This is a genomic window from Bradyrhizobium sp. 63_E2_N1_3 (genome assembly GCF_052076005.1).
Classification (GTDB): domain Bacteria; phylum Pseudomonadota; class Alphaproteobacteria; order Rhizobiales; family Xanthobacteraceae; genus Bradyrhizobium; species Bradyrhizobium barranii.
The window spans coordinates 1768449-1780881 of the sequence record NZ_CP197235.1 but is presented as its reverse complement, the minus strand read 5'-3'; the positions used below and the strand labels follow the sequence as shown (position 1 = coordinate 1780881).

The following is a 12433-nucleotide window of genomic DNA, read 5'->3' as shown; positions in this document are numbered from 1 at the left end:
GAAACGCAAATCACCAGCCTGCGAGCATGTTCGCGTTCAGGCCAAGCCCTGACGTCTTTTCACCGGCGCCGTTTCGGGCATCAGGCTCATTGCGACAAGTCCGACGATCGCCGCAAGCAGGAGGTACCAGGCCGGTGCCAGCGGATTGCCGGTGACGTGGAGGAGCCAGGTGACCACGAGCTGCGCCGTACCTCCGAAGCTCGCGATCGCCACCGCGTAGACGGTCGCGAACACGCCTCCGCGGATGTTCTGGGGCAGCGCTTCGGTGAAGGTCGCATAGAACGCGGTGAACGGCAGCGAGCCGATGATCGATAGCACACCGAAGCCGATCAGGAGCGACAGCGCGCCCGGTGCATGGACGATCCACAGGAAGGTCGGATAGGTGAGCAGGAGGGTTGCGAGCTGCGGCCAGATCATGATCGGCTTACGGCCGAGACGATCGGCGAGCCATCCGCCGACCAGTGCGCCGACGAACTGAATGCCGTTGCTGACGAGCGACACGGCGAAAGCCAGCGTCGACGACACGTGCAGGGTATTCTGCGCATAAGTCGTCATGTATTGCGTGACATAGGTCGAGATCGTTCCGCTGGCCAGGATCATCAACGCCAGCGCGATGATGCCGAGGTGACGCCGGGCCTGCGAGAGGTGACCTGTGCGCTCTTTCGCTGCGACACCGGCATCGGCATGCGGAATCGTCTCGGGCAGTGTCCGCCGCATCCAGAGCCCGAACGGCAGGCAGACGGCCCCGATCAGGAACGCCACCCGCCAGCCGTAGGAGTCCAGCATCTCCGGCGCCATGGTCGTGCTCAGGATGACGCCGACCAGCGCGCCGGCGGTCGCCGCGATCTCCTGGCTCGCCGGCTGCCATGCCACGACCAGCGCCCGATGCTCGAGCGGGGCAATCTCGAGAAGATAGGCGGTGGTCGGTCCGACCTCGCCGCCGAGGGCGAAGCCCTGCACCATGCGCGCCGCAATCACGATGATGGGCGCGGCGACGCCGATCATGCGATAGGACGGCGTGAGCGCGATGGTCAGGATAGCAGCTCCCATCAACGCAAAGCTCAGCAGCATGGCGGGCCGCCGGCCGATCCGGTCGGAATAGATGCCGAGCACGATCCCGCCGATCGGCCGCGTCACGAAGCCGGCCCCGAACGTCGCCAGCGACAGCATCAGGCTGCCGTACTCGCTTCCGGTCGGGAAGAAGGTATGGCCGATCTGGATGGCGAAGAAGCTGTAGGTAATGAAGTCGTAGAATTCGAGCATGTTGCCGATGGTGGCTGCGAATGCTGCTCGTTTGACGTTGAACGGCGCCGCTTGCTCAATTCCCAACGACACTTTGACTTCCCTGGATTCGCTCGTTTGCCAGACTTAACCGTCCGGCTGCATTGCGTCGCAACATCCATTAACCGAAAGAGAGGGTTCTCTCCCGGCCAGCCACATCGCCAGGCGTTGCCGGTGATGCGCCCTTTTGCGTATTCGAAACTCCAGGCCGCAACAAATGGGCCTCGCAGTGGCGACAATGACACATCATGTTGCTCAGGCGTCGCACATCACCGTCAATTCACGTGCAAGCTCTCGTGATTTGATTGAAATTTTCAGAAGAGTTGAGCCGTGCGATTTACTCGAACTTTCTGTGTGACGCTCTAGTTCCACGGCCGGAAGTTCCATCTGCACAACGGATGCAACTTCCCGAGCGCGGTCCCTCCATCCGGCAACGGACGAAGAATCGCCCGAGAACTTTCATTCTCGTCCACCCAGATTGCGCTACCAAAGGCTCAATTGAATAAAGCTTGTCCGACCTGGAACTGAAATGATTTTAGCTCGCGAAGCGATTGAATTGTTGGGACAGATGGCCCGCATCCTGTGGTTCGAAGGCACCAAGCATGGCTTGCGCGACCGCGAATGGATGGCCCTGCGCTTTCTCTCCCGCGCCAACCGTTTCTCGCGGACGCCCTCGGCGCTCGCGAGCTACGTCGGCACCACGCGCGGCACCGCCTCTTTCATCATCGGCGAACTCGAGCGGCTCGGATATCTGGAGCGAAAGCGCTCCGCGACGGACAAGCGATCGGTGACGCTGAGCGTGACGCAGCAGGGCAAGAAGTTCCTGGTGCGCGACCCCATCAGCGTTCTCCTCGAGCCGATCGCCGTCCTCGACGACGAGGCCAAGATCCGCTTTCGCGACACGCTCCGGCACGTGCTCGATCAGGCGGACGCGGCCGAGCAGCGGCACCATACCGACGTCTGCAAGCGATGCATCTTCCTGCGCGAAGATCGCACCGCCACGGACGGCAAGCCCGGCGCCGCCGAGTTCAGCTGCCGCCTGTTTCGCGCGCCGATCGCCGAGGCGGAGATCGATCTGCTATGCACCAGCTTCGAGCATCATCGCCAATAGGAGGCGGCCCTCGATCACGGCGTCGCCTTGCGTGACGAGTAGATGACGCCGCCGCTGGACTCCACGACCAGACGGCCGTTCTCGTTCTTGATCTCTTCGATGCGGCCAAGCCCGGGTACCTGCTGTCCAAGCACGGCCTCGATGACGCCGTTCGGACCTTGCAGGATCGCAATTCCCTCATAGGCCTGGCGGACCGACCAGCCCTTGACCACCTTGCGCGGCGCCGACGGAGGAACCGAACCCGTGATCTCGGGCGCGGCAACCGAGGCCATCATCGGCATCGTCTGCGAGGGCGGCTGCGAGGCGACGGCCGCCGGCGCCGGCGCTTGCGCCTGAGCCTGGGCGAGCTTGTCCAGCTTCACCGTCGAGGACGAACTCACCCGCTCGATACGGTCCAGATTCTCGGCGAACCTGCCGAAGCGATCGTTGGTCGCCTTGCTCGACTGATCGACCGCGGTGCGCAGGCCGTCGAGATTTTCGGACACGCCCGACACCTGCTTGCGCAGCAGCGCGACAGTCTCGCGCAGATTCCTGATCTCCGTATTGGCGGCCACGTTGCTTTGGGCCGGCTGCGTGGTGAGATAGGCGATCACGCCGGTGCAGGCGCAGACCACCAGGATCGCAGCGACCGCCAGTGTTGCGAGCGGCGCGACCCATGTCGGACGCGGCGGCGGCGGCTTGGCCACGATCACGGCCGGCTTCATCACGGTCGGCGCAGGCTTCGGTATCGCCATCTTGTCGAGGCGCGCCTTGGCGCGAATACGCTTCAGCCCCTCGAGCGCCTCTTTCGCCAGGGTCTCGTCGTTCGCCGCAGCCGACACACGCTTCGCGCTTGCAGCGGGCTTGGCCGTCTGTGTCGTGTTTGTATCGCGCGCATCCGGAGCCGGCTTCGCCGCCGCGGAAACATCAGCGGTCGCGTTGGGACGAGCTTGTCCATCGGACAACATGTGAAAATGCTCCGTTCGGTTCGATCTATCGAACGGTGAAGTTATTTGCCGAAGCTTGCCTGAAACGTGCGCAGCGAAAACTTTCCATCGCGCCCGATGCGACGTCGCATGAGTCAAAAGCGTCATGGACGTGGCGAGAGTGCGACTCGAAAGACACACACTCGCCAAGATTTCGCCAAGCTGGAGTCGCCGCGCCATACATGAGTCGAATTGTCGCATGGGGAAACACCAGCAGGAGAGTCAATCCCGGGTTGAAAACCCCATTGTGCGCATGACCTGCAGCACCGCGCAAAATAGCTGTGATTACGCGGGGATGCGGAACTTTAGAAACGCTACGGTGCAAAACTAGTTCGATTACCAAATCAACTGATGCGATCGAACATACAAAGAAACAACCAGAAACGAATCAACAGCATCAAACACGCATAGCAACCGCTTTGCTGCGCGCGCTTGATCGGAAATCGGCAATTGTTACGGTCCTACTCAAGTGATTCTCGCCAGTTGGCGAGGAGATCGACACAGTTCAGGTGCGTTCGGACGCAATCGGCAAGTTGGCGCAACTGTTCTAGGTCTGTCTCAATCCGCTCCGCGAGGTGATCCGTAAGACACCCGCCGAGCCTCACGCAGTAAGCGTTCAGTATCGAGTCGAAGTAGCAGGCCTGCACACGCAGGCACTGAATGCGTAGGGCTGCCCGCGAATATCGAAACCATAACAACGGTTCGCGGGATGGAAATATCGTCAAACAGCATGGTTGCCGAGCCGGGCATCACAACAACCATCCGGCAGCAACAAGTGCGAAACAGGGGCGAAAGACTAATGTATATTATCGTTGATGATCGCGAGAGCGTCACGAACAGCTACGTTGGAGGGCTCGTTCGCGAAGGTGTATCGTCGATCGGCTTCTCCTCCGGAGAATTCTGGGACTGGCTGCAATCTGCGAGCGAACCGGATCTGGCGGCGGTCGACGCCTTTCTCCTCGGGGACTGCGATGCCCGCGGAAGCCTGCCGCGGGCGATGCGCAAGCGCTCCTCGGCGCCCATCATCGCCATGAGCGGCCAGAAGATGCTCAAGAACACGCTTGAGCTGTTCGAATCGGGCGTCGACGACGTCGTCCACGTGCCGATTCACCTGCGCGAGATCCTCGCCCGAACGGCCGCAATCGCGCGCCGCCGGGTGGGCGAGCTGCCGAGGCCCTGCGAGACCAGGATCCAGGTCTTCTTCAACGGACGTGACCCCGAGATCGCGGGCCACGCTCTCACCCTGCCCCGCCGCGAGCTGCGCATTCTCGAGTATATGGTCAGCAACCACGGCAAGTGGATCACCAAGACGCAGATCTTCAACGCGGTCTACGGCATCTTCGAGTCGACCTTCGACGAGAGCGTGATCGAGAGCCACGTCAGCAAGCTGCGCAAGAAACTCCGCGACCGCCTCGGCTTCGACGCGATCGTGGCCCGGCGCTACGTCGGATACCGCCTCAACATCCCTGCCGGCGAGACCATCGACGTGCCGATGCAGGAACTCGACGAGGTCGGGATCCTCCTGAACAGGGCACATGCCGCCCCGGCGGCGTACCCGGCCGGAAACTAACGCGGCAGGGCACCGCCACGAAAACGACAACGGCCTCTGCGGAGTACCCTTCGCAGAGGCCGTTGCACTTTCAGCGGCAGGGATGGCGGAACAGCGGCCTCGCGATGCCGGCGCCGCGACAGCTACGGCTTCTGCTGGAATTCTTCCTTCGAAACATAGTTGAAGTCCTCGACCAGGACGTCCTGGACGACGTCGGCCTGCATCCGCTCGTTGACACGCTGCTTGATGGCCGTCGTGAGGATGGAAAGGTCGTAACGGGCGAGCTTCCTGAAATCGAGGCGGTCGTCGGCATAGATCCTGCGGAAGGCCTCGTCGACGACGAACGGCTCCGGCGGGACGTTGAGCTGGTGCATGATCCGCGCTTCAACGGTGTAGACGAAGCGCGCCACGATGTAGCCCTGCACGCTGCCGCCCTCGACCATTGGCACGCTCAGCGCCCGCGTCTTCTGGTATTGAAGGCCGTCGAGATATTCGTCCTTCGCCGGCAGCAGGCTGCCGTTTTCCTTCCAATAGGCCACGGCATAGCTCGTGCCCGCGGTGAGGATGCATACCCAGAGCCCGGCCAGCACGAGTCTGATCATTTTCCGTCCTGTGCTGTGCGGCCGGTATAGGTGCCGTCCGACTCGGCTTCCTTGATCGCCTTGACGATGATGGCCGCGACCTCACGCACCGCATCGTAATGCATTTCGAGGATGGAACGGTTTCGCTCGAGCTTCTCGCGCAACCGCTGGATCTCCTCGGTGATCTCGACCTCGTTGCCGAGATGCATCCGAGCCCGCATCAAGCGGACGAATTCGAGCATGCTCCGGCTCTTCCGGGCACTGAAGTCGTCGAAATCGATCTTCTTGCCCGTCGAGAGCGCGACCGTCTCCTCCTCGACGATGTTCTCGAGCCGGCGGATCGCAGACAGCAGGCCACGCACCTCGTCCGATCTCGCCGCGTCGGTGCCGTCGTTCACCACGTCACCGCCGAGATTCGGCAGCAGCGCAGGCAAGAACGCATCGCCTTCTGCCGCTTCCAGCGTCATCGCCTCGGCGTCCACGACCGGCTGCTCCACCACCAGGACCGCCGCACCTTCTTGTGCTTGCATAGGAAATTCACCCCTCAACTTCTGTCACCCATTCCCGGATCATGATCCGGTCTTTTCCGTAACGCCGGGCCCCGCCGGTTGCGCAGCGGCCAGTTGCTTGGCAATGCCAATGCCCTTGCCCTTTGCCAGCTGAGCACCAAGCTGCTCCGCCAGCATCGACTTCCAGACGCCGCCGGCCGTGCCCTTGCCGAAGACTTCCTCCGACTCCTTCGGCAGCATCGTCTCGACGAAGGTCTGGAGAATGAACGCCTCGAACTTCCGGTACACCTCGCCGGATGCGGGCGCCTTGATCACCCGCACCGGCGGCCCGTTCACCGCACCCGGCTGCTGCGCTTCGGCAGCCTGCGCCGCGGATTGATCGGCATTCGCCGCCTTGGCCTTGCCGACCTCCGCGTCCATGGTGGCGGCGAAATCGGCGTCCGACGATTTCAGTGCATCGAGCTTCGCGGTCGCCGCCCGCTGCGTCACGGGGTCGGCGGCATCGAGGACATCGAGAACGAGGTCGGGCGTCGCTGTCACGATCATGTCTTGTTCCGGCTGGCTGGCCGTGGCGTCCAGTCACGCACGGCGGGGCTTATTCCCGTCATCTCTTCGAGCGAGCGCGCCTCCGCGTCGCGAAGCTTGTCTGCGAGCGCGGCCTTCGCGACCTGCTCGAACTGTTTCACACGGCGGGTGTCCGCGCGGACCTGGTCGAGCTGCTGCGACGCCTGCGCCTGGACCGCGCGCGCACCGGCGCTCGTCCTGTTCAGGCGCCGCGCGATTGAGTCGCTCGACGAGCCCGCCGGCGGCTTGCCCTCGTTGAGGGTTCCTACCAGCCATTCCTGCTCGTCCTGCAAGCTGCGCTCCTGCTGCCGCAGATGCGCGAGCTGCCATTCGGACAGCCGGAGCTGAAGCTTCACGAGCGAGACCATCCGGCCGAGCTTGTCCGCGCGCGACGTCATGACCATCACTCCGCCAGCCACGACGAGACGCCAAGCATGAATTGCGTCAAGAGCTCGTCGCTCGTGAGGTAGAGCAGCAGGAAGCCGCCGAACAGCACGAAGGGCACCGAGATGAAATAGACCGGAATTGCCGGCGTCAGCTTGTTGATCAGGCCGACCGCGAGGTTGACGATGACCGAATAGACGATGAAGGGGCTCGTGATCCGCAGCGTCAGCACGAACGCCTCGGACAGGCGGCTGACGAGCTGTTCGAGCGCCATGCTGCCGCCGATCCTGTTGCCGGGCTGCCAGACGTCGTAGGAGTTCATCAGCCCGCGCAGGACCTGCCAGTGCTGATCGGTCATGAAGAACAGCGTGGTGACGGCTGCCATGATCAGCGGGACCAGGGCCGGCGCCGGATCGGTGTCGCCGACCGGCGTTCCCGGGATGTTGCTCAGCCCGATCGCGCCCGCCATCACGGTCGCCATGGTCTGCAGCGCGAGGAAGAACACGCGCCCGCCGAGCCCGATGACGCTGCCGACCACGAGCTCGGAGCAGATCAGGAGCGCAAGCGTCAGCGGCGCGGCGTTGTCGGTGAGAGGTTTCAGGACCGAGATCAGGATCGGCGTCAGCGCAAACGTCGTGACGAGCGCGACGAACAGGCGAACCTGGGCCGGAACGTTGACGCTGGAATAGCCGGGTACGAGCATCAGGCAGGCGCCGATTCGGCAGAACACGATGAACGTGACCAGCACGCTATCGGCAAGCCCGCTGATCACGATATGGCTCCCAGCGCCCTGATCTCGGCACTGCGCGCGACCTCGACATGCGACAGGACCGGCAAGGTCGGGAACACCCGCTCCAGGATCATCCGGACATAGGGGCGCGCTTCGGGGGTGACCGCCAGAACCACGCTGGTGCCGTTCTCGGTGAATTTTCGGATCGCGGCGCTGGCTTCGGTTGCGAACTGCTCGATCAGCCGAGGATCGGCGTCGAATTCGAAGACTTCGCCCTTGGCGTCGCGCTTCAGGCTCTGGTGGAACGCCAGGTCCCAGCGGTTGCCGAGGCGGACGACGTTCAGCACACCGTTGTCGGAAAGGTCGCCGCAGATCTGCTGGGCAAGTCGCGTCCGCACATGCTCCGCGACCTGCTCGGAGCGCCGCACATGAGGCGCGATCTCGGCAATGGCCTCCAGGATCAAATGGAGGTTGCGGATCGACACGCGCTCGGCGAGCAGGATCTTCAGGATCGCCAGCAGGCCCGAATAGGAGATCTGCGACGGGCAGAGATCCTCGACCAGGCGCTTGTATTCGGGATCGAGACGGTCGAGCAGCCCGCGCATGTCCTTGTACGACAGCAGCTGCGCGAGATTTGCCCTGAGCACTTCGCTCAAGTGCGTGAGCAGCACCGACAGGTTGTCGACCGGCTTGCAGCCCTGACGCTTGACCTCGTCGGTGAACGCCTCCGTCACCCACAGCGCCTTCATGCCGAAAGCGGGTTCGATCACCTCTTCGCCGGGAACGTCGGGCTTGCCGTCCTTGTCGACGAGCACCAGCACCTCGCCGAGCCGCAGCTCGCCGTGGGCGATACGCGTGTCGTGGATCCGGATCTGGTATCCCTTGGGATCGATCGACAGATTGTCGCTGAGCTTGATCTCCGGAATGACGAAGCCGTATTGCTTGGCAAACTTCTTGCGGAGCTTGCTGACGCGGTGCCCAAGCTCGGTGCGCGCGCCCAGCAAATGGACCGACAGATGGCCGCCGAGCGACACCTCGATCTCTGCGGTCTTGAGCGATTCCTTGACGGATTCCTTGGCATCGGCCTGGGCGCGCTCGTCGGCCTTGCGCGCATGCTCTTTCTTCTCCCGCGCCGCCTGCCGCCGCGGCAGCGAGTAGCCGACAAAGGCCATTGCGCCGCCGAGCAGCACGAAGGGTGCCATCGGCAGCCCAGGCATCAAGGCGAGCACGAACATCATCAACGACGCCGCCGACACCGCGCGCGGGTAGCCACCGAGCTGCCTCAGCACGGCCTGCTCCGCCGACCCCCTGGTGCCGCCCTTGGAGACCAGGAGGCCCGCCGACAGCGACACGATCAGTGCCGGCATCTGCGTTACCAGACCGTCGCCGACGGAGAGTTTGGTGTAGACGTCGGCGGCGCGCGACAACGTCAGCCCGTGATGCGTCACGCCGATGATGATGCCGCCGAAGATGTTGATCGCCGTGATGATCAGGCCGGCGATTGCGTCGCCGCGGACGAATTTCGAAGCACCGTCCATTGCGCCGAAGAACGCGCTCTCCTCTTCGAGCTCGCGGCGCCGGCGCTGGGCCTCCTTGTCGTCGATGAGACCCGCGGAGAGGTCGGCGTCGATCGCCATCTGCTTGCCTGGGATGGCGTCCAGGGTGAAGCGGGCACCGACTTCCGCGATACGCGTTGCACCCTTGGTGATCACGACGAAATTCACCGTCACCAGGATCGTGAAGATGATCAGACCGATGACGAAGTCGCCGCCCATGACGAACTTCGAGAAGCCGGCAACGACGTGACCCGCGGCTTGTTCGCCCTCCCCGCCCCGCGACAGGATCAGACGGGTGGTCGCAACGTTGAGCGCCAGCCGCAGGATCGTCGCGATCAGCAGCACGGTCGGGAAGGCGGAGAAATCGAGCGGCCGCTGGATCCACAGCGCGACCATCAGGATCAGCGCGGACAGCGCGATCGAGAAGGCGAGGCCGAGGTCGATCAGGATCGGCGGTATTGGCAGGAACAGGATCGTGAGCATGGCCACGATACCGCCCGCGAAAAAGGCGTCGGCCCCCAATCGTCGCGGGGTCGGCAGGCTAGCAGCTAATGTATCGGCCATGGGTCACCGGCAGAGGGTCCGCCCCGCAATCTGCCGTGCAAAGCTTACGCGAGGGTGGTGGCCGGGCTCTCGCGGATCAGAAGCCGTGCTCGATCCGCGAATAGACCATCTCGGTGAAGGTGGAGAGATGGGCGCCGATGAAGGAGCCGGAAACAGCAACGACCAGGAGGATGACGATGATCTTCGGCACGAAGGTCAGCGTCACCTCCTGGACCTGGGTCAGCGCCTGGATCAGCGCAATGGCGGTGCCGACGAGCATCGCGGCGCCGACGGCGGGGCCGGAGGCGACGATGATGGTCCAGATCGCCGCCTGGACGATGTCGAGGGCGTCCCGCTCGTTCATGACTGGCTGATCGTAAGGCCGGGCCCGACCGCGACCTTCGTGCCGTTCTCGAGGGTTGCGATGGAGCCGTCGTTGTTGATGGAGATCGAAACGACCTTGCCGCTGAAGGTCGCGCCGGTCGCGTCGGTGAAGCTGACGGTCTTTCCGATCAGCCCGTTGGCCTGCGACAGCGACTGCGACGACAGCAGCGCATCCAGCTTCGAATTGGTCTGCATGGCCTGCTCGACCGTCGAGAGCTGGGCGAACTGGCTCATGTACTGCGAGGTATCCATCGGATTGGTGGGATCCTGGTTCTTCATCTCGGCGACGAGGAGCTGAAGAAAGGTATTGTAGTCGACGGTGTTGCTCGCCGTGTTCTTCGTGGAATCGGTCGCATTGGACTTGCTGGTGCTGTCGGTCGCGCTGTTGACGTTCATGTAGCCTCTCCGCTGTCAGGCAGCCTCGAATGGGATCTCGGTGGCGACGCCGGCCAGGCCGGCCAGGATTGCGTCCTCTACCGGGAACAGTCCCCGGATCCGCTTGAGCGCCTCGAAATAGCGGGTCGTGCGGACCAGCTCGTGGATCGTGGCGAGCCCGTCGAGCATCTCACGGCTCTCGCAAACCGCGAGCAGGGCCGCGTGATGCTCCCCGTAGAGCGCGACTGCGGCGCCGATATCCGTCGGGTTCATCAGCATGAGCTGGACGATGAAATAGAGCTGCCGCATCGCCGTCGTGGCGTCGGAAGCCTGCATGACCTGCCCTTCGAGCAGGAACATCACGTCGTTGACGAGCTCGACGGAGACCTTGCGGTCCACGCGCAGCACCGCGCCGTTGACGTAGATCCGCTCGCCCGCCCGCAAGGATATTTTCATCAGAGCGCGTCTCGGATCAGGCGGTTTATTTCGATGAGCTGCATCACGTCGTTCGACTTCTCCTCGCGAAGCCGATCCGCTTCCTTGACGACCCACAGACCGATCGAGATGATGTCGGCGCGCAGCTTTTCCGGGAGTGCGTTTTCCGGATGGGCGAGATCCTCGATGAAGATCGTCCACAGCCGCCGCACGTAGAGCAGGCTCTCGACCAGATCTTCGAAGCTGAAGCGCCCGCCCTGGACCCGCTCGAGCCGGTCGATGCCGAGGCTGAGCGCCTGCCGCTCGCGGCCCCGCGCCTCAGAGGCGCTATCATCGACGACCACTTCATAGGCTTCAAACGTCATCAGAACCACTCTGCGCAGGAGACCGAACAACAAGACAAAGTTACAGACCCCGGCTCAGAGATAGTTGATCAGGCTGATCTGCTGGAGCTGCGACGTCAGCGACAGCGCCGTCTTGATCTGGGTCTGCAGGGTGTTGACCCGGACCGAGGCCTCCGTCGGGTCGACGGCCTCCATCTTGACGATCTGATTGTTCAGAATGTCCTGCTGCGTCTTGAGCTTTTCGGTGGCGCCGGTGACCCGCTGCTGGACTGTGCCGACGCCGCCGCCGAGCGTAGCGAGGTCAGTGATGGCGTTACCGACGAGGCCGATGGCCTTGTCCACGACGACTTGGAACGTGTCCTGGCTCAGGTTCGCGTTCCCAAGATCCGCCATCATGGTGTAGGCCTCGGCGAGCCTACGGAAGCCGATCTGGTTGGCGCTAACGGACGTATCGGCGATCTCGGTCGTGGAGATACGGCTTTGCATGGTCTGGTCGGTGGCCGTTGACCAATTGGTGTTCCAGGCCGGGCTCGCGAACTCGGCATCGAAGGTGGTGTTGAGGAAGGTCTGCATTTGGGCCGGGGTAATGGTGCTCACGCTGGCCGAGGATTGCGAGAAGCCGAAGGTCGCAAGGAAATCGGCATCGACCTGGTTCTTGCTGGCCGAACCCGCGGTGTAAGCCGTGATCGGCGTGTTCTGCGTGTTGACCCCCGAGAAGAGATACGAGCCATTATAGGAGACGTTCAGCGCGCCGATCAGATCCTGGAGGTTGGCGGACGCAGGCGGCAGGATGATCCGCCCGCCGCCGTCGGTGCTGCGGGCCGCGATCAGGTCCTTGAGGAAAGAGGTTGCGGTCGTGCCGAGCTGGGTGATCCGGTTCTGCGTCGTGTCCAGCCGCCCCGAGACGAGCCCGTTGGTATCGACGAGTTGATCGGCGAAGCTCAGGTCCGCCCGCAGGGTGACGTCGCTTCCCGTCGTGGCACCAAGCTCGAGGCCGACATCGGCGAAGCGGCCGGTGGTGGCTTCCTTCGAGGCCTTGGTCAGCGCGGCCTGATTGTTCGTGATCGAGGACCTCAACGACGAAGACAGCATCAGGGTCGAGATGTAGTTGGCGCTCATCAT

Annotated in this window: 15 protein-coding genes; 2 read left to right on the top strand and 13 right to left on the bottom strand. The window is 63.3% G+C overall.

The annotated features are described in order from the left end of the window. Window positions 1-36: 36 nt before the first annotated feature. Window positions 37-1263 carry an MFS transporter gene (locus AB7531_RS08325; RefSeq protein ID WP_245328637.1) on the bottom strand — a complete coding sequence of 409 codons (1227 nt, stop codon included), beginning with the start codon at window positions 1261-1263 and terminating at the stop codon, window positions 37-39. 547 nt (window positions 1264-1810) lie between these two features. Between AB7531_RS08325 and AB7531_RS08320 the strand changes: the two genes are divergently transcribed. After that, window positions 1811-2392: a MarR family winged helix-turn-helix transcriptional regulator gene (locus AB7531_RS08320; protein WP_028147146.1), complete on the top strand. Its 582-nt coding sequence runs from the start codon at window positions 1811-1813 to the stop codon at window positions 2390-2392. Between the two features lie 14 nt (window positions 2393-2406). On the opposite strand, the gene AB7531_RS08315 is transcribed toward AB7531_RS08320, so the two are convergent. Beyond that, window positions 2407-3339, bottom strand: a complete 933-nt coding sequence (locus AB7531_RS08315) for a hypothetical protein (RefSeq protein WP_063981321.1) — start codon at window positions 3337-3339, stop codon at window positions 2407-2409. Between the two features lie 817 nt (window positions 3340-4156). On the opposite strand from AB7531_RS08315, the gene AB7531_RS08310 reads away from it, so the two are divergent. Then, on the top strand, window positions 4157-4927 hold the full coding sequence (locus AB7531_RS08310) for a response regulator transcription factor (RefSeq protein ID WP_028147148.1): 771 nt from the start codon (window positions 4157-4159) through the stop codon (window positions 4925-4927). A 122-nt stretch (window positions 4928-5049) separates the two neighbouring features. On the opposite strand, the gene AB7531_RS08305 is transcribed toward AB7531_RS08310, so the two are convergent. The 11 genes from AB7531_RS08305 to AB7531_RS08255 form a co-directional block, all read right to left on the bottom strand. Continuing rightward, window positions 5050-5508, bottom strand: a complete 459-nt coding sequence (locus tag AB7531_RS08305; protein ID WP_014492689.1) for a hypothetical protein — start codon at window positions 5506-5508, stop codon at window positions 5050-5052. Continuing rightward, entirely contained in the window at window positions 5505-6017 is a 513-nt protein-coding gene (locus AB7531_RS08300; RefSeq protein WP_063981320.1) for a hypothetical protein, read from the bottom strand. Before AB7531_RS08300 ends, AB7531_RS08305 begins: the two co-directional genes overlap by 4 nt. A gap of 39 nt (window positions 6018-6056) precedes the next feature. Then, window positions 6057-6542, bottom strand: coding sequence for a rod-binding protein (locus AB7531_RS08295; protein WP_063981319.1), 486 nt, complete (start codon window positions 6540-6542; stop codon window positions 6057-6059). Beyond that, the gene (locus AB7531_RS08290) at window positions 6539-6958 is read right to left on the bottom strand and encodes a hypothetical protein (protein WP_063986115.1); all 420 of its coding nucleotides are present in this window, start codon (window positions 6956-6958) and stop codon (window positions 6539-6541) included. The genes AB7531_RS08295 and AB7531_RS08290 overlap by 4 nt, the downstream gene beginning before the upstream one ends. Before the next feature lie 5 nt (window positions 6959-6963). Beyond that, window positions 6964-7716 carry a flagellar biosynthesis protein FliR gene (gene fliR / locus AB7531_RS08285; protein ID WP_063981318.1) on the bottom strand — a complete coding sequence of 251 codons (753 nt, stop codon included), beginning with the start codon at window positions 7714-7716 and terminating at the stop codon, window positions 6964-6966. Then, window positions 7713-9794 (bottom strand): flagellar biosynthesis protein FlhA, encoded by a 2082-nt coding sequence (flhA, locus tag AB7531_RS08280; RefSeq protein ID WP_063981317.1) that lies wholly within the window; start codon window positions 9792-9794, stop codon window positions 7713-7715. Before flhA ends, fliR begins: the two co-directional genes overlap by 4 nt. 76 nt (window positions 9795-9870) lie before the next feature. Next, window positions 9871-10137, bottom strand: a complete 267-nt coding sequence (fliQ, locus tag AB7531_RS08275) for a flagellar biosynthesis protein FliQ (protein WP_014492683.1) — start codon at window positions 10135-10137, stop codon at window positions 9871-9873. After that, window positions 10134-10553 (bottom strand): flagellar hook assembly protein FlgD, encoded by a 420-nt coding sequence (gene flgD, locus AB7531_RS08270; protein ID WP_063981316.1) that lies wholly within the window; start codon window positions 10551-10553, stop codon window positions 10134-10136. The genes fliQ and flgD overlap by 4 nt, the downstream gene beginning before the upstream one ends. Before the next feature lie 15 nt (window positions 10554-10568). After that, a complete protein-coding gene (flbT, locus tag AB7531_RS08265; RefSeq protein WP_063981315.1) occupies window positions 10569-10988 on the bottom strand; it encodes a flagellar biosynthesis repressor FlbT in 420 nt (139 codons plus the stop codon). Next, entirely contained in the window at window positions 10988-11332 is a 345-nt protein-coding gene (gene flaF, locus AB7531_RS08260; protein ID WP_063981314.1) for a flagellar biosynthesis regulator FlaF, read from the bottom strand. The genes flbT and flaF overlap by 1 nt, the downstream gene beginning before the upstream one ends. Before the next feature lie 54 nt (window positions 11333-11386). Next, the gene (locus AB7531_RS08255) at window positions 11387-12433 is read right to left on the bottom strand and encodes a flagellar hook-associated family protein (RefSeq protein WP_063981313.1); all 1047 of its coding nucleotides are present in this window, start codon (window positions 12431-12433) and stop codon (window positions 11387-11389) included.

What these genes read in the sequence shown, in the direction of transcription:
- AB7531_RS08325 (WP_245328637.1), bottom strand. Translation starts at nt 1,263, where the DNA reads ATGCTCGAATTCTACGACTTCATTACCTACAGCTTCTTCGCCATCCAG.
- AB7531_RS08320 (WP_028147146.1), top strand. Translation starts at nt 1,811, where the DNA reads ATGATTTTAGCTCGCGAAGCGATTGAATTGTTGGGACAGATGGCCCGC.
- AB7531_RS08315 (WP_063981321.1), bottom strand. Translation starts at nt 3,339, where the DNA reads ATGTTGTCCGATGGACAAGCTCGTCCCAACGCGACCGCTGATGTTTCC.
- AB7531_RS08310 (WP_028147148.1), top strand. Translation starts at nt 4,157, where the DNA reads ATGTATATTATCGTTGATGATCGCGAGAGCGTCACGAACAGCTACGTT.
- AB7531_RS08305 (WP_014492689.1), bottom strand. Translation starts at nt 5,508, where the DNA reads ATGATCAGACTCGTGCTGGCCGGGCTCTGGGTATGCATCCTCACCGCG.
- AB7531_RS08300 (WP_063981320.1), bottom strand. Translation starts at nt 6,017, where the DNA reads ATGCAAGCACAAGAAGGTGCGGCGGTCCTGGTGGTGGAGCAGCCGGTC.
- AB7531_RS08295 (WP_063981319.1), bottom strand. Translation starts at nt 6,542, where the DNA reads ATGATCGTGACAGCGACGCCCGACCTCGTTCTCGATGTCCTCGATGCC.
- AB7531_RS08290 (WP_063986115.1), bottom strand. Translation starts at nt 6,958, where the DNA reads ATGACGTCGCGCGCGGACAAGCTCGGCCGGATGGTCTCGCTCGTGAAG.
- flhA (WP_063981317.1), bottom strand. Translation starts at nt 9,794, where the DNA reads ATGGCCGATACATTAGCTGCTAGCCTGCCGACCCCGCGACGATTGGGG.
- fliQ (WP_014492683.1), bottom strand. Translation starts at nt 10,137, where the DNA reads ATGAACGAGCGGGACGCCCTCGACATCGTCCAGGCGGCGATCTGGACC.
- flgD (WP_063981316.1), bottom strand. Translation starts at nt 10,553, where the DNA reads ATGAACGTCAACAGCGCGACCGACAGCACCAGCAAGTCCAATGCGACC.
- flbT (WP_063981315.1), bottom strand. Translation starts at nt 10,988, where the DNA reads ATGAAAATATCCTTGCGGGCGGGCGAGCGGATCTACGTCAACGGCGCG.
- flaF (WP_063981314.1), bottom strand. Translation starts at nt 11,332, where the DNA reads ATGACGTTTGAAGCCTATGAAGTGGTCGTCGATGATAGCGCCTCTGAG.
- AB7531_RS08255 (WP_063981313.1), bottom strand. Translation starts at nt 12,433, where the DNA reads ATGATGAGCGCCAACTACATCTCGACCCTGATGCTGTCTTCGTCGTTG.